Source organism: Micromonospora sp. 15K316, from assembly GCF_004348525.1.
GTDB lineage: Bacteria > Actinomycetota > Actinomycetes > Mycobacteriales > Micromonosporaceae > Micromonospora.
Map to the genome: position 1 here is coordinate 1 of NZ_SMKG01000102.1, position 20,724 is coordinate 20,724.

The 20,724-nt window shown below is 73.0% G+C and carries 21 protein-coding genes; 14 read left to right on the top strand and 7 right to left on the bottom strand.

Annotated elements, in window-relative coordinates:
* Positions 1 to 11 precede the first annotated feature (11 nt).
* Positions 12 to 218, bottom strand: a complete 207-nt coding sequence (locus E1211_RS19330) for a PspC domain-containing protein (RefSeq protein WP_132350409.1) — start codon at positions 216 to 218, stop codon at positions 12 to 14.
* A 410-nt stretch (positions 219 to 628) separates the two neighbouring features.
* Here E1211_RS19330 and E1211_RS19335 point away from each other — a divergent pair, with 410 nt between their 5' ends.
* The 6 genes from E1211_RS19335 (at position 629) to E1211_RS19360 (ending at position 9,293) form a co-directional block, all read left to right on the top strand.
* On the top strand, positions 629 to 1,999 hold the full coding sequence (locus E1211_RS19335) for an L-serine ammonia-lyase (RefSeq protein WP_132350410.1): 1,371 nt from the start codon (positions 629 to 631) through the stop codon (positions 1,997 to 1,999).
* Positions 2,000 to 2,067: 68 nt separating this feature from the next.
* Positions 2,068 to 2,895 (top strand): ABC transporter permease, encoded by an 828-nt coding sequence (locus tag E1211_RS19340; protein WP_132350411.1) that lies wholly within the window; start codon positions 2,068 to 2,070, stop codon positions 2,893 to 2,895.
* A gap of 1 nt (position 2,896) precedes the next feature.
* Positions 2,897 to 3,643, top strand: a complete 747-nt coding sequence (locus E1211_RS19345) for an ABC transporter ATP-binding protein (RefSeq protein ID WP_132350412.1) — start codon at positions 2,897 to 2,899, stop codon at positions 3,641 to 3,643.
* Complete coding sequence (locus E1211_RS19350) at positions 3,640 to 5,610, top strand: DUF5941 domain-containing protein (protein ID WP_132350413.1); 1,971 nt, start codon at positions 3,640 to 3,642, stop codon at positions 5,608 to 5,610. Before E1211_RS19345 ends, E1211_RS19350 begins: the two co-directional genes overlap by 4 nt.
* A gap of 16 nt (positions 5,611 to 5,626) precedes the next feature.
* Complete coding sequence (locus E1211_RS19355; RefSeq protein ID WP_132350414.1) at positions 5,627 to 7,837, top strand: bifunctional glycosyltransferase family 2 protein/CDP-glycerol:glycerophosphate glycerophosphotransferase; 2,211 nt, start codon at positions 5,627 to 5,629, stop codon at positions 7,835 to 7,837.
* A 157-nt stretch (positions 7,838 to 7,994) separates the two neighbouring features.
* Complete coding sequence (locus tag E1211_RS19360; RefSeq protein ID WP_132350415.1) at positions 7,995 to 9,293, top strand: ABC transporter ATP-binding protein; 1,299 nt, start codon at positions 7,995 to 7,997, stop codon at positions 9,291 to 9,293.
* Between the two features lie 200 nt (positions 9,294 to 9,493).
* Here the strand turns inward: E1211_RS19360 and E1211_RS19365 are convergent, their stop codons facing one another.
* Positions 9,494 to 9,832, bottom strand: a complete 339-nt coding sequence (locus E1211_RS19365) for a hypothetical protein (protein WP_132350416.1) — start codon at positions 9,830 to 9,832, stop codon at positions 9,494 to 9,496.
* Between the two features lie 218 nt (positions 9,833 to 10,050).
* Here E1211_RS19365 and E1211_RS19370 point away from each other — a divergent pair, with 218 nt between their 5' ends.
* The 5 genes from E1211_RS19370 to E1211_RS19390 all read left to right on the top strand — a co-directional run bounded on the left by E1211_RS19370 (position 10,051) and on the right by E1211_RS19390 (position 14,802).
* Complete coding sequence (locus E1211_RS19370; protein WP_132350417.1) at positions 10,051 to 10,851, top strand: helix-turn-helix transcriptional regulator; 801 nt, start codon at positions 10,051 to 10,053, stop codon at positions 10,849 to 10,851.
* Entirely contained in the window at positions 10,842 to 11,030 is a 189-nt protein-coding gene (locus E1211_RS19375; RefSeq protein ID WP_132350418.1) for a DUF397 domain-containing protein, read from the top strand. The genes E1211_RS19370 and E1211_RS19375 overlap by 10 nt, the downstream gene beginning before the upstream one ends.
* A gap of 101 nt (positions 11,031 to 11,131) precedes the next feature.
* Positions 11,132 to 11,596: a DUF4442 domain-containing protein gene (locus tag E1211_RS19380; protein ID WP_132350419.1), complete on the top strand. Its 465-nt coding sequence runs from the start codon at positions 11,132 to 11,134 to the stop codon at positions 11,594 to 11,596.
* An 84-nt stretch (positions 11,597 to 11,680) separates the two neighbouring features.
* The gene (locus tag E1211_RS19385) at positions 11,681 to 12,433 is read left to right on the top strand and encodes an HAD-IA family hydrolase (protein WP_132350420.1); all 753 of its coding nucleotides are present in this window, start codon (positions 11,681 to 11,683) and stop codon (positions 12,431 to 12,433) included.
* The gene (locus E1211_RS19390; protein ID WP_132350421.1) at positions 12,430 to 14,802 is read left to right on the top strand and encodes a glycoside hydrolase family 65 protein; all 2,373 of its coding nucleotides are present in this window, start codon (positions 12,430 to 12,432) and stop codon (positions 14,800 to 14,802) included. The genes E1211_RS19385 and E1211_RS19390 overlap by 4 nt, the downstream gene beginning before the upstream one ends.
* 48 nt (positions 14,803 to 14,850) lie before the next feature.
* On the opposite strand, the gene E1211_RS19395 is transcribed toward E1211_RS19390, so the two are convergent.
* Positions 14,851 to 15,051, bottom strand: a complete 201-nt coding sequence (locus E1211_RS19395; protein WP_132350422.1) for a hypothetical protein — start codon at positions 15,049 to 15,051, stop codon at positions 14,851 to 14,853.
* 218 nt (positions 15,052 to 15,269) lie between these two features.
* Between E1211_RS19395 and E1211_RS19400 the strand changes: the two genes are divergently transcribed.
* The 3 genes from E1211_RS19400 (at position 15,270) to E1211_RS19410 (ending at position 17,654) form a co-directional block, all read left to right on the top strand.
* Entirely contained in the window at positions 15,270 to 15,923 is a 654-nt protein-coding gene (locus E1211_RS19400) for a dienelactone hydrolase family protein (RefSeq protein WP_132350423.1), read from the top strand.
* 65 nt (positions 15,924 to 15,988) lie between these two features.
* Positions 15,989 to 16,171, top strand: a complete 183-nt coding sequence (locus tag E1211_RS19405) for an antitoxin (RefSeq protein ID WP_132350424.1) — start codon at positions 15,989 to 15,991, stop codon at positions 16,169 to 16,171.
* Positions 16,172 to 16,307: 136 nt separating this feature from the next.
* Entirely contained in the window at positions 16,308 to 17,654 is a 1,347-nt protein-coding gene (locus E1211_RS19410; RefSeq protein ID WP_132350425.1) for an aromatic acid exporter family protein, read from the top strand.
* Positions 17,655 to 17,662: 8 nt separating this feature from the next.
* On the opposite strand, the gene E1211_RS19415 is transcribed toward E1211_RS19410, so the two are convergent.
* The 4 genes from E1211_RS19415 to E1211_RS19430 form a co-directional block, all read right to left on the bottom strand.
* The gene (locus E1211_RS19415) at positions 17,663 to 18,322 is read right to left on the bottom strand and encodes a C39 family peptidase (protein WP_132350426.1); all 660 of its coding nucleotides are present in this window, start codon (positions 18,320 to 18,322) and stop codon (positions 17,663 to 17,665) included.
* Positions 18,323 to 18,695: 373 nt separating this feature from the next.
* Positions 18,696 to 19,103, bottom strand: coding sequence for a pyridoxamine 5'-phosphate oxidase family protein (locus E1211_RS19420; protein ID WP_132350427.1), 408 nt, complete (start codon positions 19,101 to 19,103; stop codon positions 18,696 to 18,698).
* Between the two features lie 30 nt (positions 19,104 to 19,133).
* Positions 19,134 to 19,478, bottom strand: a complete 345-nt coding sequence (locus tag E1211_RS19425) for a YkvA family protein (RefSeq protein WP_132350428.1) — start codon at positions 19,476 to 19,478, stop codon at positions 19,134 to 19,136.
* 68 nt (positions 19,479 to 19,546) lie between these two features.
* Complete coding sequence (locus tag E1211_RS19430) at positions 19,547 to 20,347, bottom strand: hypothetical protein (protein ID WP_243709599.1); 801 nt, start codon at positions 20,345 to 20,347, stop codon at positions 19,547 to 19,549.
* Positions 20,348 to 20,724: the final 377 nt, after the last annotated feature.

Sequence of the window (20,724 nt, forward strand, 5' to 3'; positions counted from 1 at the left end):
GGCGAAGGGGGTCAGCGGGTGGTGGCGAGGTAGCGGTCCTCGTTGGGCATCAGGACCCAGAGCACCAGGTAGACGATCACCTGCGTGCCGGGCAGCAGCAACGACAGCAGGAACAGCAGCCGGACCATGCCGGCCGACATGCCGAACCGCTGGGCCAGGCCGGCGCAGACACCGGCGAGCATGCGCCCCTGGCGGGGCCGGACCAGTTTGCGACTCATCGTCGTACTCCCACTCTGCGGCGCTGAGTGCCGCGTCTGAAACCCACGGTAGGAACCTTCCGCCGCCCCGCCCTCAGTCCGCAGGACGATCGGTGGAGCCCCTACCCGTAGGTGGTTACCCGCGTCCGCCTCGGTCGACTCGCCGCGGCCGGATGTCCGATTCGGCGCGGTTCGCGCCCCACCCTGTCCGGGCCCCTGGCGGAGCGGTTCAGGGTAGGTGACCGTTGGTGGTGTGGCCGTGACCCTGCGATGCGGCGAGGTGCACGGACTGCCGGGTGGGGTGCGGATCTGCCGGGTAGGCTCGCGGGTTGGACACCCACACCCCTGGGCTTCCGCACCGGCCGCCCGACCCGGGCGACCACGAGGGGCCGTACCCGCACGACGGGCCTGACGGCGAGGAAAGTGCAGCCATGATCAGCGTCTTTGACCTCTTCAGCGTCGGAATCGGGCCATCCAGCTCGCACACGGTCGGGCCGATGCGGGCCGCCCGTACGTTCGTCACCGGTCTCAAGGCCGACGGGCTGCTCGCCGTCACCACCCGGGTGCACGTGGAGCTGTTCGGCTCGCTCGGCGCGACCGGCCACGGCCACGGCAGCGACCGGGCGGTGCTGCTCGGGCTCACCGGTGAGGCGCCGGAGACGGTCGACACCGACAGCGTGGCGTCCCGGGTGGCCCGGATCCGCGAGGAGCTGCGGATCAGCCTCCTCGACGCGCACGAGATCGACTTCGACGCCGACCGTGATCTGGTGCTGCACCGCCGCCGTTCGCTGCCGTACCACCCGAACGGGATGACCTTCACGGCGTACGACGAGCGCGGCGCGGAGCTGCGGGCCCGCACCTACTACTCCGTCGGCGGCGGATTCGTGGTCGACGAGGCGGCGGCGGGCGCCGACCGGATCGTGCCCGACACCACAGCCGTCCCGTACCCCTTCCTCACCGGCGCGGAGCTGCTGAAGGTCACCACCGCCACCGGGCTGTCGATCAGCGAGGTGATGCTCGCCAACGAGCTCTCCTGGCGCAGCGAGGCCGAGGTGCGCGCCGGCCTGCTGGAGATCTGGCGGGTGATGCGCGAGTGCGTGGAGCGGGGCTGCGAGCGTGACGGCGTGCTGCCCGGCGGGCTGAAGGTCCGCCGCCGGGCCGCCGAGCTGCGCCGGGGGCTGGAGACCGAGGCCGGAACCGACGACCCGCTGCGGGCGATGGACTGGGTGACCCTCTTCGCGCTGGCGGTCAACGAGGAGAACGCGGCCGGCGGCCGGGTGGTCACCGCCCCGACCAACGGCGCGGCCGGGATCATCCCCGCGGTGCTGCACTACTACACGCGGTTCGTGCCCGAGGCGTCCGAGGACGGGGTGGTCCGGTTCCTGCTGGCGGCCGGCGCGATCGGCGTGCTGTTCAAGGAGAACGCCTCGATCTCCGGGGCGGAGGTCGGCTGCCAGGGTGAGGTCGGGTCGGCCTGCTCGATGGCGGCCGCCGGGCTCGCCGAGGCGCTGGGCGGCACCCCGGAGCAGGTGGAGAATGCCGCCGAGATCGGCATGGAGCACAACCTGGGGCTGACCTGCGACCCGGTGGGCGGCCTCGTGCAGATCCCCTGCATCGAGCGCAACGCCGTGGCTAGCATCAAGGCGATCACTGCCGCCCGTCTCGCGCTGCGCGGGGACGGCGTGCACGCCGTCTCGCTGGACAAGGTCATCAAGACCATGCGGGAGACCGGCGCCGACATGAAGGTCAAGTACAAGGAGACGGCACGCGGCGGCCTCGCCGTCAACGTGATCGAGTGTTGAGCGTGCCGGCAGGGCGACTATTCACCGACTGCTAACCTGTCGTCCGTTTACTCAGGCGGGAGGCAGCGGTGACCTCTGGGGTCGCGGCGTTGTGGTCGCACCGCAACTCTCTGCGCATCCTGGTCAAACGCGATCTCGCGGTCAAGTACCAGCAGTCGTTGCTGGGTTACGTCTGGTCGCTCATCGAGCCGCTCGGCATGGGGGCGATCTACTGGTTCGTCTTCGGGGTGCTCTACTCCCGGGACACCGGTCGGCACCTCGGTGAGGCGGCGGAGTCGTACCCGCTCTTCCTCATCACCGGGATCTTCGCCTGGATGTGGACCAGTTCGGCGTTGAGCGAGGCGACCAACGCGCTCACCGGCCAGGCCCGGCTGATCACCACGATGAACGTGCCGCGGCAGGTCTTCCCCATCGGGCGGGTGACCGGCCGGTTCGCCGAGTACCTGGCCGGCCTGCCGGTCCTCGTCGCGGTCGCGGTGGCGTACGCGGTGCACGGGCGGGTCGACCTCGGGTGGTCCCTGCTCGCGCTGCCGCTCGCCGTGCTCGTCCAGGGCACCCTGCTGGTCGGGCTGGCGCTGCTGCTCTCCGCGTTCAACGTGCTGATGCGGGACGTGGAGCGGTTCATGCGGCTGATCATCCGGGTGCTCTTCTACGCGACGCCGATCATCTATCCGCTGAGCCTGGTCCGGGATTCCGATCTCCCCGGCTGGATCAAGCTCGGATACGAGCTCAATCCGCTGGTCGGCATCTTCCAGCTGCACCACTCGATCTGGTACGCGGACGAGTTCCCGGACGCCCGCCTGCTCGGCACCACAGTCGCCGGCAGCCTGCTGGTGCTGGCGGCCGGGTGGTGGTCGTTCCGTCGTCTCGAACCCGCCGTGCTCAAGGAACTCTGACATGGGCGACGTGATCATCGAGGCGAGCGGTCTCGGCATCCGGTTCGTCCGCAACCGGCGTCGGCAGCTGCGGCTGCGTGACCTGTTCATTCACCGGGGCGGGCGGGGCGCGCCGTCGGGCCAGTTCTGGCCGCTGCGGGACGTCTCGTTCACCGTGCGGTCCGGCGACACGGTCGGCGTGATCGGGCGCAACGGCACCGGCAAGAGCACTCTGCTGCGGTTGATCGCCGGGGTGCTGATCCCCGACGAGGGCGACATCCGGGTCCGCGGCGATGTCGCACCGCTGCTCGAACTCTCCGCCGGCTTCTCCAACGACCTGACCGGGCGGGAGAACCTCTACCTGGTGGGTGGCCTGCACGGGCTCTCGTCCGGCTACCTGAAGCGGAACTTCGACGACATCGTCTCGTTCGCCGGCGAGCAGGTGGAGCGGGCGATCGACACGTCGGTGCGGCACTACTCGTCCGGGATGAAGGTACGGCTCGGCTTCGCGATCATCTCGCACCTGCCGCACCCGATCCTGCTGATGGACGAGGTGACAGCGGTCGGAGACGCCGAGTTCCGGGAAAAGTGTTATGCGACGATTGATCGTCTGCTCGGGGAGGGGCGCACTCTGGTGCTGGTGTCACACAACGAAAAGGACCTGACCCGCTTCTGCCGTCGGGGGCTCTACCTCGACGGCGGGCGGTTGATCCTCGACGGCACGGTCGCCGAGGCGCTCGAGGCCTACCACGGCGCGGTTCCCCGGTGACCGTCGCGATCGTGCTCGCCGGCGGGGCCCCGGCGGGCCTGCCCACGCGCACCGGCGAGACGCTCGCCGATCGGCTCGCCGCGCAGTGCGGTCGGGCCGGCGCGGACGAGATCCGGTTCGCCGCCGACCTCGGTGAGCTGGCCGCCCTCGTCGAGGCCGCCGCCGGTCCGGTGCTGGTGACCGGCACCGACCTGGTGGCGCACACGGCTGTCCTCCGGCACCTGCTCACCAGCCCGGTCGGTCCGACCGTGGCGCTGGTGCTCGGCGACCCGCCGGCCGCCGGGCGGACGGCGGTCCGCGAGGAGCGGGGGCAGGTGGTCGAGACCGGCCCGGCAGGGGTGTTGCCCGACGCCACGGGGGTCTTCGGTGGCGCGTTGAAGGTCGCCGCGCAGGATCTGCCCGCGCTCGCCGCCGCCGCCCGGGCCGCCGCGGCGACACCGGGAGAGGGGACCGCGGTGGACCGGCTCTTCGCCGGGCTCGCCGCGCGGGGCACCCTCGCCTTCGCCCATCGGGTACGGCTGCTCGTCGCGCACCGGGTGGGCGACGCGGCCGAGCTGGCCGCCGCCGAGGCGGCGGTGGCCGCCGTCGACGAGAAGCGCGCCGAGCTGCGCCTGTCGGTGAAGGAGCGGGACGACTTCTTCACCACCTTCTTCGTGAGCACCTGGTCGACGGTTGTGGTGCGGGCCTCGGCCCGGCTGCGGCTCACCCCGACCATCGTCACGGTGATCTCGGTGGCGTTCGCGGTGGCCGCCGCGGTGCTCTTCGCGGTCGGCGGCCGGCCGGCGCTGGTCGCCGGGGCGATCCTGCTCTACCTCGGGTTCGTGCTCGACTGCGTGGACGGGCAGTTGGCCCGCTACACCCGGAACTTCAGCGCCTGGGGCGGCTGGCTCGACACCATGGCCGACCGGGCCAAGGAGTACGTGGTCTACGCCGGCCTGGGCATCGGCGCGACGCAGGCGGGTCACCGCTACGGCTGGGCGCTGGCGATCGCCGCCATGACGTTGCAGACCGTCCGGCACATGACCGACACGTGGTACGGCGTCCTGCACGACGAGGCGGCGCGGCGGCCCCGCCAGGCTGCCACCGCCGGTGGCATCGGCGACCGGCTGAACGCCGCCTCGACCCGGGTGCAGGCGGACACGGGTTCGCTGTCGTACTGGCTGAAGCGCACCGTGGTCTTCCCGATCGGGGAGCGGTGGGCGCTGATCGCGCTGACCGTGGCGCTGTTCAACCCGCTGGTCAGCCTGATCGCGGTGCTGGTCTGGGGCGTGCTGGCGTTCGTCTACACGGGTGCGCTGCGTACGCTGCGGGCGCGCTGGATGCGGGTTGGCGTGCTCGCCACCGTCGACGCCACCCTGCACCGCGACGACGGGCCGCTGGTGCGGTGGCTGCCGGCGTCGCGTACGCCGGGGCCGCTCGGGTACGCGCTCCTCGCGGCGCTCGGTCCGGCGGCGCTGCTGGCGGCGGCGCTGCTGCTCGGCCGCCCCGACCGCGGGGCGGACGACCTGCGCCGGCTGCTGCCGATCGCCCTGCTGGTGCTGCTCACCGCCGGCCTGGGGGCCCGGGCCGCCCACGACGGGCCGCTGGACTGGCTGGTGCCGGCCGCGCTGCGTGCCGCCGAGTTCCTCTTCGCGATCGCCGTGGGGGTGCTCGGTGACGTGCCGCCCTGGCTGATCTTCGCTTACCTCTTCGTGCTCACGGTGCACCATTACGACCTCACCGCCCGGCTGGAGAAGCGGCAGGCCGCGCCGCCGCTGCACACGGCCACGTTCGGCTGGGACGGGCGCTCGGTGCTGCTGACCCTGGCGGCAATTGTCGGGTTCGGCGGTATCGGGATGGCTACACTCGGTACGTACCTTCTCGTGGTTTTCGTGGCGAGCGTCGTCCTGGCCTGGGTCGTTCTGCCGGCCCGCGCCGCACGGGCGTCGGCGGTGCCGGTGCGGATGGGGGACGGCGTGCCGGGCTGACGGAGGGACGGCCGGGATGACTCTGATCAGCTTCGTCGTGCCGGCCTACCGAGTGCAGGGCTACCTGCGTGAGTGCCTGGACTCGATTCTCGACCAACCCTTCACCGACCTGGAGGTCATCGCTGTCGACGACTGCTCGCCGGACGACAGCGGCGAGATCATCGACGAGTACGCGGCGCGTGACCCGCGGGTGCACGCCGTCCGGTTGACCGAGAACGTCGGGCTCGGTCCGGCCCGCAACATCGGGCTGGACCGGGCCGGGGGCGAGTACGTCTGGTTCGTGGACGGGGACGACTGGCTGACCCCGGAGTGCCTGCCGGCGGTCGTCGAGCGGCTGCACGAGACCCGGCCGGACGTGCTGGTCGTCGACCACGTACGCACCCACTGGAACGACAGCGCCACCCGCAGCGCCATGCACGAGGTCTTCCCCGACCCGCCCGGCGCGGGGACGTTCCGGCTGCGCGACCGGCCGGAGACGATGCGGCTGCTGCACACCGCCTGGAACCGGCTGGTCCGCCGGCGTTTCCTGCTCGACCTCGGGCTGCGCTTCGCGCCCGGCTGGTACGAGGACGTGTCGTTCAGCTATCCGGCGCTGATGGCCGCCGACCGGATCGGCGTGCTGGACCGGGTCTGCGTCAACTACCGGCAGCGCCGCGCCGGGGCGATCACCCGCACCCGGGGGGAACGGCACTTCGAGGTCTTCCCGCAGTGGCACCGGGTGTTCCGGCTCATGGACCGGTGGGGGCCGGCGGTGGACGGGCTGCGGCCGGCGGTCTTCGAGCGGATGATCTGGCACTACCTGACAGTCCTCGGCAACGGGCAGCGGATCGCGCCCGAGCTGCGCCCGGCGTTCTTCGCGCAGATCACCGCCGACTACGCCCGCTGGCTGCCGCCCGAGGGCTACCCGGCCCCGCACGGGGTGGAGGGGCTGAAGCATCGGCTGGTCGCCACCGGCCGCTGGCGTACGTTCAGCGCCCTGCGTACCGCCAACCGGGCCCGGGACGCGGCCCGCCGGTCCGCCCGTACCGCCCGACGGCGGGTCGCGCCGGTGGCCCGGCGCAGCGCGAGACGCGCCCGCGACGTGCTGCTGCGCGAGTACTACCGGGCGGAGCTGCGCCGGCCGCTCGACCCGACGCTCGCCGTCTACGCCGCCTACTGGTACCGCGGGTACGCCTGCAACCCGGCGGCGATCTACGAGGCGGCCCGGCGGCTCGCGCCGGGGGTGCGCGGAGTCTGGGTCGTCCGGCGGGACCGGGTACGCACGCTTCCACCGGGCGTCGAGTTCGTGGTGGCGGGCAGCCGGGCCTACTACCGGACGCTGGCCCGGGCCCGCTGGCTGGTGAACAACGTCAACTTCCCGGACTTCGTCCGCAAGCGGCCCGGCTCGGTGCACGTGCAGACCCATCACGGCACACCGGTCAAGGTGATGGGGCTCGACCAGCAGCGGTACCCGATCGGCGCGGGCCGGATGGACTTCGCCGGCCTGCTGCGCCGGGTGGACCGCTGGGACTACAGCATCACCTCGAACAGTTTCTCCACCCAGATGTGGGACCGCGCCTACCCGGCGAGGTACACCACGCTGGAGGTCGGCTACCCGCGCAACGACCTGTTGGTGACGGCCACCCCGGAGGACGTCCGCCGGCTGCGGGCCGAACTCGGCATCGGGCTCGCCGAGCAGGTGGTGCTCTACGCGCCGACGCACCGGGAGCACCTGCCCAACTACCGGCCGCCGTTCGATCCGGACCACTTCGTCGACGCGCTCGGCCCGTCCGTGCGGCTCCTGATGCGCAGCCACTACTTCCACGACCGGGACCGGCGACCGCGCCGGGCGGTGCAGCGGGACCAGGTGATCGACGTGAGCGCGTACCAGCGGGTGGAGGAGCTCTACCTGGTCGCCGACGTGCTGATCACCGACTACTCCTCGGCGATGTTCGACTACGCCGTCCTGGACCGGCCCATCGTCATCTACGCGCCCGACTGGGAGGCGTACCGGCTGGCCCGGGGGGTCTACTTCGACGTCACGGCCGAGCCGCCGGGCGCGGTGGCGATGACCTTCCACGACCTGCTCCAGGTCTTCCGCACCGGTGTGGTCTCGGCGGACGCGGCGACCGCGGCTCGCCGGCGGTTCCGCGCGCGGTTCTGCACACTGGACGACGGGCAGGCGGCCGAACGGGTGGTCCGGCAGGTCTTCCTCGGCGAGCCGGCCGAGTCCCGGCACCGCTGCTGACCGTCCGTCCCGGCGGACTCGCGTCGCATCGCCCGGCCTCGATGGGCCGTCACCGTGCCGTCACGGAGCGAACTTGGCACGTTCACCCGATGTGCTCACGGCATGATCTTCGTCACAGTCATTCGGGTTCCATCGGACGACTCGGGGGGAGGTGGCGGTGACCACCGTCGCGCTGAAGGATGTCACAAAGGTCTTCCGGGACGGCACCGTCGCCGTCGACAGCGTCAATCTCGACGTCAGCGACGGCGAGTTCATGGTGCTGCTCGGCCCGTCCGGGTGCGGGAAGTCGACGGTGCTGCGGATGATCGCCGGCCTGGAGGACCCGACCCGCGGCGCGGTCATGCTCGGTGGCGAGCTGGCCAACGACCTGTCGCCGCGCGAGCGGGGCGTCGCCATGGTCTTCCAGGACTTCGCGCTCTACCCACACATGACTGTCGGCGACAACATCTCCTTCCCGCTGCGGCTCGGCGGGATGGAGCCGGGCGCCCGCGGTGAGCGGGTCGCCGACGTGGCGGGCGCGCTCGGCATCGGCGACGTGCTCGCGCGCCGGCCCAGCCAGCTCTCCGGCGGGCAGCGGCAGCGGGTCGCGATGGGTCGCGCGATCGTCCGCCGGCCCAGGTTGTTCCTCATGGACGAGCCGCTGTCCAACCTGGACAGCGGGCTGCGCGCCGAACTGCGCGCCGAGATCTCCGGCCTCACCCGCGAGCTGGGCGTGACCACCGTCTACGTCACGCACGACCAGGCCGAGGCGCTCACGATGGCCGACCGGGTCGCCATCATGCGCCGCGGTGTGCTCCAGGACGTCGGCACGCCCACCCAGGTCTACGGCCGGCCCGCCACGCTCTACGTGGCGGCGTTCCTGGGCAGCCCGCGGATGAACCTGCTGGAGGCGTCGGTCTACGTCCACCTCGACCGCTACGTCACCCTCACCCTCGGCGAGCAGGCGCTCTACCTGCCGTGGGACGACATCCGCAGCCGCGCGGTGGCGCACTACCACGGTGAGCGGATCGTGGTCGGGATGCGGGCCGAGGCGCTCACCCCGGTCGGGCCGGACGACCCGGGCGACGTGCTGCACGGCCGGATCCGCTACCTGGAGCACCACGGGCACGAGTCGCTGGCCTACCTCGACGTCGGGGCGACCGCGATCGTGGTGGACGAGATGGGCAGCCGGGGCGCCCCCGCAGACCCGGGCCAGCGCGGGCGGCGTCGCTTCGGCCAGGTGGTGCAGCGGCTCGCCGGCCGGCCGGCCGAGACGCCGGAGCCGGCCGGCGGTCGCGCCCCGTCGAGTGTGCTGCCCGACCCCGGCCGGCACGCCCGGCGCGCGGCCGACCTGGCGGTGCGCCTCGCCCCGTACCCGGCGGCCGCGGCCGGTCACTCGCTCTCGGTACGGGTACGCATGGACGCGCTGCACTTCTTCGACGAGCGGGGCGACCGGATCGACGTCGGCTGGCGCTAGGGGCTGTTTCATAAGACCATGCCCGGCTGTGCCGGCCCCTGGCGACGACCAGCCGCGTTGGAGGTTCGTCCGGATACAACACGGGTATCCGCACCAACCTCCGCCTTGCCGGACCGCCGCCAGGGCCTCGGCTCGCCCGGGCGAGCCTTGTGAAGCAGCCCCGAGCTGCCCGCAGCCGTGGCCGGGTGACGGCGGGGCGTTCACCGGGGGAGGTCCACGATCGGCCGCCGGTACGGGCCCCAGGCGACGAAGCGGGTGAAGAGGTCGCCGGGGCTCGGGCCGTCGGCGGGGTTGAGCCGGTAAAGGTCCCGGGCCGCCTCGTGGAGCAGCCCACAGAGGTAGATCGAGAGAGCGACCTGGTCGTCCGCGTACTCCGCCTTGAGCAGCAGTCGCGCGTCGGCGCACGGCCAGGGCCGGCCGCACGCGCCGCAGCACCACATCGGGCGCAGCGGGATGTGTGGCTTCGCGTACGGCGGGTATGGCCGGGGCCGATCGGCGGCCGGTCCCTCCTGCGGCTGCGGTAGCCGGTGACCTGTCACGTCTGCCTCCTATCGCCGCGGCTGCCCCGCGGATCACGGTGGGACGGGGCCGCCCCGGCACGGGGGAGGCGGGACGGCCCCGGGAGGGCCCGATCCCCCTGGACAGGGGCGGGCCGCTGCGGGACAGTCTGGTGATGGCGGCACTACCGTCGGAAGTGGATCGCGCCCTACCGGCACAGCCGTGCAGTTCGCCGTCACCCGCGTGCAGAGGTGTGTAGATGAGCCGGATGCCCATGCTGGAGTTGTTCGCCGGGGAGCTGCGCCGCCTTCGGGTGGCCGCCGGGCTCTCCCAGGAGGCGCTCGGCGAGCGCGTCAACTACTCCGCCTCACTCGTGGCAGCAGTCGAGCAGTGCCGCCGCCCGCCCCGGGAGGAGTTCGCCCAGCGGTGCGACGAGGTGCTCGCCGGCGGCGGGCTGCTGGCACGGATCCGGGAGACGCTGGTCCGCGAGAGCCTGATGCCGTGGTTCCGCGAGTGGGTGACGATCGAGCAGGAGGCGACGGCGCTGCGCAGCTTCCAGCCGCTGGTCGTGCCCGGTCTCCTGCAGACCGAGGCGTACGCGCGCAGCCTCTACGAGGGGGCCGGCCAGTTCGTCGGCGACGAGGTGGAGCAGCAGGTCGCCGCCCGGCTGGCCCGGCAGACGGTGCTCACCCGCCCGGCCCCGCCGCAACTCGTCGTGGTGCTCGACCACACGGTGCTGGAGCGCCCGGTCGGCGGGTCGAAGGTGATGCGCGAGCAGTTGCGTCACCTGCTGGAGGTGGGCGCCCGGCCGAAGGTCCATCTGCACCTGGTGCCGCGCAGCACCGGCGCCTACCCCGGCCTGAACGGGGCGTTCGTGCTCGCCACGCCGGCCGAGGGGGACGACGTCGCGTACCTCGACAACCAGTTGCACGGCACGATCGTCGAGCGGAGCGCGGACGTACACTCGCTGCGGCAGACCTGGGAGTCCGTGCGGGCCGAGGCGATGCCCCACCGGGCCACCCTGCAACTGATCTCGGAGGCGGCGCAGACATGGACCTGACCGGCGCGACCTGGCGCACGAGCACCCGCAGCAGCGGCAACGGCGGCGACTGCGTGGAGGTGGCCGACAATCTGCCGGGCGTGGTCGCCGTCCGGGACAGCAAGGACCGGCAGGGGCCCGTGCTCACCTTCGGCCCGCGGGCGTGGGCCGCGTTCGTGCGGTCCACCAAGGCCCGCTGACCGGCCCCGGCGCAGCCGGCCGACGCCCGCCCGCGGCGGCCTCCGGCCGGACGCCGCTCCGGGTCTGGCGAGATCGGGTTACCCAGGAGTAGCGTTCCGCCATGTCCATCGACTCACGCCAGGTGGCGGCCCGGATGATCGAGGCCGTGCCGTTCGCCCGTACGCTCGGTTTCGAGTTCGTCGAGATCGCTCCCGAGGCCGAGGGCGGCGTCCGCGCGGTCCTCCGGTTGCCCGACCGGCCCGAGACGCACAACCACGTCGGCGGTCCGCACGCCGGGGCCGTCTTCACCCTCGGCGAGACCGCCTCCGGCGCGGTCGTGCTGGCCGCCTTCGGGCAGCTGCTCGACCGTGCGGTGCCGCTGGCCGTACGCGCGGACATCGCCTACCGCAAGTTGGCCCTCGGGCCGGTACGCGCCACCGCCCGGCTGGGTCGCCCGCCCGCCGAGGTGGTCGCCGAGCTGGACTCCGGCACGCGGCCCGAGTTCCCGGTCCACGTCGAGATCAGCACCGACGACGGCACGCCGACGTCGGAGATGACGGTGATCTGGACGCTCCGCCCGCAGTGACCCGGCAGGTGCGAACCGCCCCAACGGCGATCTCGACCGACCGAAACGGGTTTGCCGGCCGGTTCCGGTGGTTAGATTCGGAGCGTGCTGGGCCTGCCTGCTGACGTGACCGCCTGCCTATTCGATCTTGACGGTGTGCTGACGCAGACCGCCCGGGTGCACAACGCGGCCTGGACCGAGACCTTCGACGCGTTCCTGCGCGAGCGGGCCGACGCCACCGGGGCGCCGTACCGACCGTTCGATCCCGGGCCGGACTACAACCGTTACGTCGACGGGCGCCCCCGGGCGGACGGCGTGCGGACGTTCCTGGCCTCCCGAGAGATCGTGCTGCCCGAGGGCACGCCGGACGATCCGCCCGAGGCGGCGACGGTGAACGGGCTCGGCAACCGCAAGAACGTCCTGCTCCTGCACGAACTGCGTACCCGTGGCGTCGACGTCTACCCGGGCTCGGTGACGTACGTGCGGGCGGCCGCCGCCGCCGGGCTGCGCCGTGCCGTGGTCACGGCGAGCGCCAACGGCCGCGAGGTGGTCGCGGCCGCCGGCCTGGAGCCGTTCATCGAGGCGCGGGTGGACGGACTGGTCGCCCGGGCCGAGGGCCTGCGCGGCAAACCCGAGCCGGACACCTTCCTCGCCGGGGCGCGGATGCTCGGCGTCGACCCGTCCCGGGCGGCCGTCTTCGAGGACGCGCTCGCCGGGGTGGCCGCCGGCCGGGCCGGCGGCTTCGGGTACGTGGTGGGCGTCGACCGCGTGGGCCAGGCGGACGAGCTGCGGGCGCACGGCGCCGACGTCGTGGTCCGCGACCTGTCCGAGCTGCTCGACGAAGGGCACGGCGCATGATCAGGGAACGGGCCTATCCGGTCGACCCGTGGCACGTCCGGGAGATCCGGCTGGACATGGACGTGCTGGCCCAGTCCGAGTCGGTCTTCGCGCTCTCCAACGGGCACATCGGCCTGCGCGGCAACCTGGACGAGGGGGAGCCGCACGGCCTGCCCGGCACGTACCTGAACTCCTTCTACGAGCTGCGCCCGTTGCCGTACGCCGAGGCCGGATACGGCTTCCCCGAGTCCGGCCAGACCATCGTCAACGTGACCAACGGCAAGCTGATCCGGCTGCTGGTCGACGACGAGCCCCTCGACGTCCGCTACGGCGAGCTCCTCTCCCACGAGCGGATCCTCGACATGCGCGCCGGCACCCTGCACCGGGAGCTGCACTGGCGCTCGCCGGCCGGCCGCGAGGTCAAGGTGCGCAGCACCCGGCTGGTCTCGTTCACCCAGCGGTCGGTGGCCTTGATCAACTACGAGGTCGAGGCGATGGACGCCCCGCTGCGGTTGATCGTCCAGTCGGAGCTGGTCGCGAACGAGACGTTGCCCGCGCAGAGCCGCGACCCCCGGGTCGCGGCGGTGCTCGAATCGCCGTTGCAGGCCGAGGAGGAGCTGACCACCGACGACGGCGGGCTGCTCCTGCACCGGACCAAGGTCTCCGGGCTCCGGGTCGCCGCCGCGATGGACCACGAGGTGTACGGGCCCGACCGCACGACCATCGAGTCCGAAGGGTACGAGGACTGGGTCCGCACCACTATCGGCTGCGTGCTCCGGCCGGGCGAGAAGCTGCGGGTGGTCAAGTACCTGACGTACGGCTGGTCCAGCCGCCGGTCGTTGCCGGCGCTGCGCGACCAGGTCGGCGCGGCGTTGGCCGCCGCTCGGCTGGACGGCTGGGACGGGCTCTGCCGCGACCAGCGGACCTACCTCGACGAGTTCTGGGACGCGGCGGACGTGCGCGTCGAGGGCGACCCGGAGGTCCAGCAGGCGGTGCGCTTCGGGCTGTTCCACGTGCTCCAGGCCGGTGCGCGGGCCGAGCGGCGCCCGATCTCGGCCAAGGGGCTCACCGGCCCCGGGTACGACGGGCACGCCTTCTGGGACACCGAGATGTTCGTCCTGCCGGTGCTCACGTACACCCAGCCGAGCGCGGTCCGCGACGCGCTGCACTGGCGGCACGCGACCCTCGACTCGGCCCGGGAACGCGCCCAGACGTTGAACCTGGAGGGCGCGGCCTTCCCCTGGCGGACGATCGAGGGCCCCGAGTCCTCCGGCTACTGGCCGGCGGGGACCGCCGCGTTCCACATCGCCGCCGACATCGCCGACGCGCTGCGCCGCTACGTGCTGGTCACCGGGGACGACCAGCTGGAGCGTGAGATCGGCGTGGAGCTGCTGGTGGAGACCGCCCGGCTGTGGCGTTCGCTCGGCCACCACGACCGGCACGGCAAGTTCCACATCGACGGGGTGACCGGGCCGGACGAGTACACGGCGGTCAAGAACGACAACATCTACACCAACCTGATGGCGCAGCGGAACCTGCTCGCCGCCGCCGAGGCGGTGAACCGTTACCACGACGAGGCACAGAGCCTCGGCGTCACCGACGAGGAGGCGGCGGGCTGGCGGGACGCGGCGACCGACATGCACCTGCCGTACGACGACGACGTCGACGTGCACCAGCAGGTGGAGGGATTCACCCGGCTCCAGGAGTGGGACTTCGCGCACACCCCGGCGGAGAAGTACCCGCTGCTGCTGCACTACCCGTACTTCGACCTGTACCGCAAGCAGGTCGTCAAGCAGTCGGACCTGGTGCTGGCCATGCACTGGCGGGGGGATGCGTTCACCCCGGAGGAGAAGCTGCGCAACTTCCTCTACTACGAACGGCGTACGGTGCGGGACTCGTCCCTCTCGGCCTGCACGCAGGCGGTGCTCGCCGCCGAGGTCGGCCATCCGGAGCTGGCGCACAGCTACCTGCGCGAGGCCGCGCTGATGGACCTGCACGACCTGAACGAGAACACCCGCGACGGCGTGCACATGGCCTCGCTCGCGGGCGCCTGGATCGCTCTGGTGGCCGGGTTCGGCGGGCTGCGCGACCACGACGGCACGCTCTCCTTCACGCCCCGACTCTCCAGCAGGCTGAGCCGCCTGGAGTTCTCGCTCCTCTGGCGGGGCCGGCGGCTGCGGGTGGACGTACGGCCGCACCAGACCACGTACGCGCTGCGCCACGCCGACCCGGACGACGTGATCGAGCTTCGCCACCACGGTGAGACGATCCAGGTCACCTGCGACGAACCGGTGACCGTGCCGGTTCCCCCGGCGCATCCCACCGGACCTGCCCCGGAGCACCCGCCCGGGCGGTCACCGCTGCTCCGACTGCCGGAGCGCGAACAGTGAACGCGCGGTCGGGGCGGGACACCGCCCGCCCCGACCGCCGTGCACAGGTCAGAAACGCTCACCCGTCGAGGGGCGGCCCCCGGCGTCGCGCGGTGCCATCGTCCGGGGATCGTCGGCCGTACGCGCGTGGGCGGCGTCGTCCGCCCAGTCCTTGTTGCGCTCGGCCGACCGTAGCCGGCTCTCCTCCTCGGACCTCTGCTTGCGCCGGGACGCCTGTTGCTGCCGGGACGTCTGCCGCTGCTGGGCCATGGTGATCCTCGCGATCCGTCGGGGCGCGGCTGCGCCGACACGGTCTGCGGTCGATGGTCGGCTACCCGGCGCGCCGGTCGGCAAACGCCGGGCCGGACCGCCGGGGCGGCGCCGCCCGTGGTCCGCGAGACCGCGCGCCGCGGCACGCTTGCCCCGCACCGGGCGGGGTAAGACGTTCCCCGCCCGGTTGCAGGGGCCGGCGGGTGGAGGGCAGGGGCATGGACGTGCGGAGCAGCGAGGTGACGATTCCGGTCGGCGACGCGCGACTCGTGGCCGACGTCGTCCTCCCGAGCGATCCGGTCGGGGTCGTGCTCTTCGCCCACGGAAGCGGCAGCTCCCGGCACAGTCCCCGCAACACGGCCGTGGCCCGCGTGCTCAACGGCGAGGCGCTCGGCACCGTGCTGATCGACCTGCTCACACCGGCCGAGGACGCGGTCGACGCCCGGACGGCCGAACTGCGCTTCAACATCCCACTGCTCGCCGAGCGGCTGGCCGCGATCGTCGACTGGCTGGGCGCCGAGCAGTCGACACGCGGCCTGCCGGTCGGCCTCTTCGGTGCGAGTACGGGCGCGGCGGCGGCGCTGGTCAGCGCGGCGGCCCGGCCCGCGAAGGTGAGTGCGGTGGTCTCCCGGGGCGGCCGACCGGACCTGGCCAGCTCCGCGCTCTCCGACGTACGCGCCCCGACGCTGCTGCTCGTCGGCGGCCTCGACGACGAGGTGATCGCCCTGAACGAGCAGGCACGCGGCCTGCTGACCGGCACGGTCGAGCTGCGCATCGTGCCCGGTGCCACCCACCTCTTCGAGGAGCCCGGCACCCTTGAGCAGGTCACCGCGGCGGCCGCCGAATGGTTCACCACCCACCTCTCCCGTTGACCCCCGTTTGCCGTCGACGCCGCGGGGAAGGCATCAGGTTCGATGCCCGAACCGGGGAGGTACCCATGGGTGACTTCATGGACAAGGCCAAGGACTTCGCCGACAAGCACGACAAGCAGGTCGACCAGGGGCTGGAAAAGGGTGGTGAGATGGCCGACAAGCGCACCGGCGGCAAGTACGACGACCGGATCGACAAGGCCGTCGACCGGGCGCAGGCGCGTACCGGTGAGGGTGACCAGGTGCGTTGACCGGAACACCGGTTCCCGGGTGGCCGTGCACCGGTCGCCCGGGAACGTCCGGTCCGGCGCGACCCGTCGCCCGGCGTGCGGCCGCGAAGCCACCGCGCCGGACGATTCACCCGTCCCGGGTGGGGTAACTACCGTCATGACCGACGACCGCGCCGAGCAGGAGCCCGAACGGTCGCCCGTGAGCGCGGCCGCTGAACGGGGCGGCCGGCACCTGGCCCGCGCCCGGCACGTCGGCGGTGAGGCCGGCAAGGCACGCCTGCGCCAGCTGGAGATCATTTTCGTGATCGCGGTGCAGGCCGGGCTCGCCGCCGCGCTCGCCTCCCTCATCGCGGAGGAGCTCTTCGGCCGTGGCATGCACGTCTTCGCCCCGGCGGCGGCGGTCGCCACCATCGCCAGCGCGATCGGTCAACGCGCCCGCCGCACCTTCGAGCTGCTGGCCGGGGTGGGGCTCGGCATCGTCGTCGGCGACCTGCTCCGCTACTCCCTCGGCACCGGCGCCTGGCAGACCGGGCTGGTGGTGGGTTTCGCGATCGTGATCGCGCTGCTGGTGGCGGGGCGGGGTGGGGCGCTGGTCGGCCAGGCGGGTGGTACCGCCGTCCTGATCTCCACGCTGATGCCCGCGGAGGGCCGGCTGGAGCTGCCCCGGATCTTCGACGCGCTGATCGGGGGCGTCGTCGGCCTGGTGGTCGTCGTGCTGCTGCTGCCCGTCAACCCGATACGGGTGCTGGACCGGGCGGCGACGCCCGTCTTCGCGGCGGTCGCGGACCAGCTCGACGAGATCGCCGCCGCCCTTCGCCAGCGCGACGCGGACCGGTCGATCCGGTCCCTGGAGCGGGTGCGCGGCCTCGAGGGCGACATCGGCCGGTTGAACGAGGCGCTCAGCGGGGCGGAGGAGGTGGTCACCCTGGCACCGGCACGCTGGCACCGCCGGGCGGTGTTCCACAAGTACGCCCGCAGCCTCACCCACGTCGAACGAGTGGTGATCAACGTACGGGTCATGGCGAGACGCTCCGCGACGGCCATCCAGTACGACGAACCCATTCCGGACGAGCTGCCCGCCGCCGTCGCGCGGCTCTCCGAGGCCGTGCGGACGATGCGGGAGGAGTGCCGGCAGGGGGAGAAGCCCGAGCGGACCAGGGCGCTGATCCTGGAGACCGCCGACCTCGCGGGTCGGGCGTGGGCGCAGGGCGTCCGCTCGTTCGGCGACACGCTCACCACCGACCTCCGCGCCAGCGCCAGCGACCTGATGCGGGCCACCGGCTACGAGCCCGCCGAGGCGAACCGGCTGGTGCGTACGGCCGCGGGCGCGGGCCAGCGGGCGATCCGCCCGTTGGTGCATCGCCGGCTGCAACGGGCCGCCCGGCGGACCTTCTCCACCAGGACCGTACGGCTGGCCCGTAAGGCGTCGCTGCGTCCCCGCAGGGACCGCACCCGGACGACGAGAAGCGCCGGGCGCCCCCGTAGGAGCAGCCCGGCGCGGTGAAGCTCGGGTCAGGCGGAGTAGCCGCGCGACGCGATCCAGTTCGCGACCTTGGCGAGCGGCATCCAGTACTCGTTGTCGGCCGGATCGGCCGGGTCGGCGATCCGGATGCTCTCCCCGCCGTCGCGGTAGCCGATGAGGGTCACGTAGTGCCCACCCTCGTACGAGTGCGGGTTGCCGATCTCGTCGACAGCCGTGCCCTTGACGTTGGCCACCACCGGACGGCCGTCGTCCAGCGCCTTCGTCACGTCGTCACGGAGACGCTCCACCTCGGCCGGCTTGGCCACGGAGTCCGGAATCTCCGCGGTCTTGTACTTGCCGCCGGTCAGCTGGTTCAGCACCCGGGTGGTGTCCAGCGCGGACGGGGTGCCCGCCTCGGTGGTGCCGAGCAGCGCGGCGACGTCGTCCTGCGAGATCTGCTTGCCCTGCGCGGAGAGCGCGATCCGCGTCGCGGCCGGTCCGCAGTAGAAGAAGTTCGGCTGGGCCTGGTAGTCCACGTTCACCAGGCGCTCGGACCGTCGGTCGTGGCCACCCTTGTCGGCCTGCGCGGACGTCGTCGGGCCGGTCTGGACCGGGGCGGCGTGGGCAGCCACCGCCGGGCCCAGCGCGCACCCGCCGGCGACCAGCAGGCCGGCGACGGAGAGGCCACTGCGTTGGATGATCGGGTTCATGAAGTCGGGCTCCAATCGGGGGTTGCCGCCTCCGGTGGAGGCGTAAGCACCAGGACAGGGCGCTCGGCTCTTCTGCGGGCGACCCCGGGTCGTCGGACGGCCCCGGGGCACCGGGGATGTAACGGCCCTGCTCCGGCCGGCATTCCGGTGGCCGATGCCGGGGTGAGGGCGTCGCGACCAGGTGCAACGGCGGCGGTGACAGGGGGATTCCGGCGGGCGGAGGCGCGGTGACGTGGTGCATGTCGCGAGGCCCGGCGGAACAATCCGGGGCCCGGTCCGCCGGAACGATCCGGGGCGTGGTCCGCCGCCGTGGGTTCCGCGGACCGGCTCGGGCGGCGGGTGACCGGTGGGATCGGTCAAACAGCCACAGACGTCACAAACTGCCCAGAATCCGGGTGACCGTGACTTCCAGAACCACCCGCTCCGGGTTCGGGCGCGGGGTGCGGTAACGCTCCGCGTACCGCCGCTCCGCCTCGGCCACCGCCGGGGGATCCGTCCGTACGACCGCCCGCCCCTCGATGGTGAGCCACCGGCGGCCGTCGACGTGGCAGAGCGCCACCGGCGCGCCCAGAGCCCCCGCGGCGGCGACGTGCCGGGCCTTGCGGGAGGCGGCGGAGGTGATCACCCGGGCGAGGCCGGAGGCCGGGTCCAGGGTCACCCCGACGGGCACCACGTGCGGGGTACCGTCCGGGCGGAGCGTGGTGAGCGTGGCGAGATGCCGCTCCCGGCAGAAGGCGGCCACCCGATCGTCACGTACGTCCAACAGGTGTGCACCCGGCATGTCCGTCCCCCGTCCTCCACCGTCGACCGATCATGGCACGGGCCGGCGGTCCTGCCCGGGACCCGGGGGCAGGTACGGCTGGCCCGGCAGCCGGCGGGCGGCCTCCCGGTGCTTCTGGACCAGCCGGGTGAGATAGATCAGGGTGCCGGCGAGGATGCCCATGTCGTCCAGGTAGATGGGGTCGGGCAGCAGGTCGACCGGGAAGATCGTGTAGAGCAGCGCCCCGTAGAGGGCCACCTTGCCGCTGGCGCCGAGCGAGGTCAGCAGCCGGTGAGTCCGTACCACCCGGACGGCCAGCACCACGGCGCCGACCAGCGTCGCGAGCAGCACGACACCGGCGATGACGAGGACGACGATCCACGCTTCGCGCGACATGCGGTCACGCTAACCCAATCCGGCGACGTCCACGCCGTCCGAGTGCGACAGTCGGCGCCGGGCCCCGGTCAGTACGCCGGCACGGCCGCCCGCCCCCGGGCCACTACCTGGTTCTCCCGCGTCTGCTGCTCCACCGGCCGGGCGACCTCGCTGAGCGGCAGCACGGACTCGGCGTCCTCTGCCCGGCGCCCGGTGGCCGCGAACGCCTCCTCCCGCAGGCTGCGGGCGGCCGCGACGGCCCGCTCGACCTCCCGCCACGCGATCTGCTCCTGCTCGCGCGCCGCCTGGTGCCGGGCGAGGAGGTTGTCCCGTACCGCCCGTCGCAGCACCAGCTCCTGCTCCACCGGGTGCAGTCGCGGATCCCAGCCGTTGCGGTGCGCGAACACGTCGCTGAGCTGCTCGACGGAGAGTTCCCGCTGCCAGTACGCGTCGAGCGCGGCGCGGTGCAGGAAGCGCTCGCGGTCGACGTACTCGGCAGGCGTGCGGGCGGTGCGCGGCAGCGGCATGGCGGCGGCGGCGCCCAGCCGTCGGACGTCCGCCTCGGCCGCCTCGTACGCCTGCCAGGCCGCCTCGACCGCGTCCTGGGCGGCGAGCCACTCCGCCCGCCGCCGCTCCGCGGTCGTGGTGGCGCGCTCCGCGGCGACGGCCACCTCCTGCGAGTAGCGGGTCCGCTCCCGCTCCTCCTCGGCGAGTTCGAGTGGGGCCGGCATGGCCGCGCGCCGGATCCGGGTGGCGGCGCCGATCGCGAGCAGGCCCGGCCGGAGCAGCAGGGCGGCGACGACGACGCCCACGACGGCGAGCAGGCTCAGCCAGATCACGGCGGCGCGGGGCACGTCGGGCAGGACGGCGGAGAGGACGGTCTGCATCATCTGCACCTCGTGGTCGGTTTGTCGGAAGTAGACGATCTGACCCGCTGGTGGGCGGAGGGACGGTCGGGTGGCGGGGGCCGTCCGCCGTTACGTACCCCGTTCCGGGACGTGGGTCGCTCGGCGGCGCGAAGGCCACGGCGGGCATCCGGTGTACGGGCTCGACGGCCGAGCCGGGCAGCGGACCGGTCGGGGCCGCTACGGGCCGGAGGCGCGAACGGCGCGGGCCAGGGCGGGCCGTCGGTGCCGGGGCGGAGTGGCCCTCGGTCAGGCGAGCGGTGGGCCGCGGCGACCCGGCGCGGCGCGGCCGGCGTCGACGGCCGGGCGGGCCTCGGGTGTCGCCGTCAGGGTGCCGGCGGCCGGGGCGGCGAGGCTCGGCC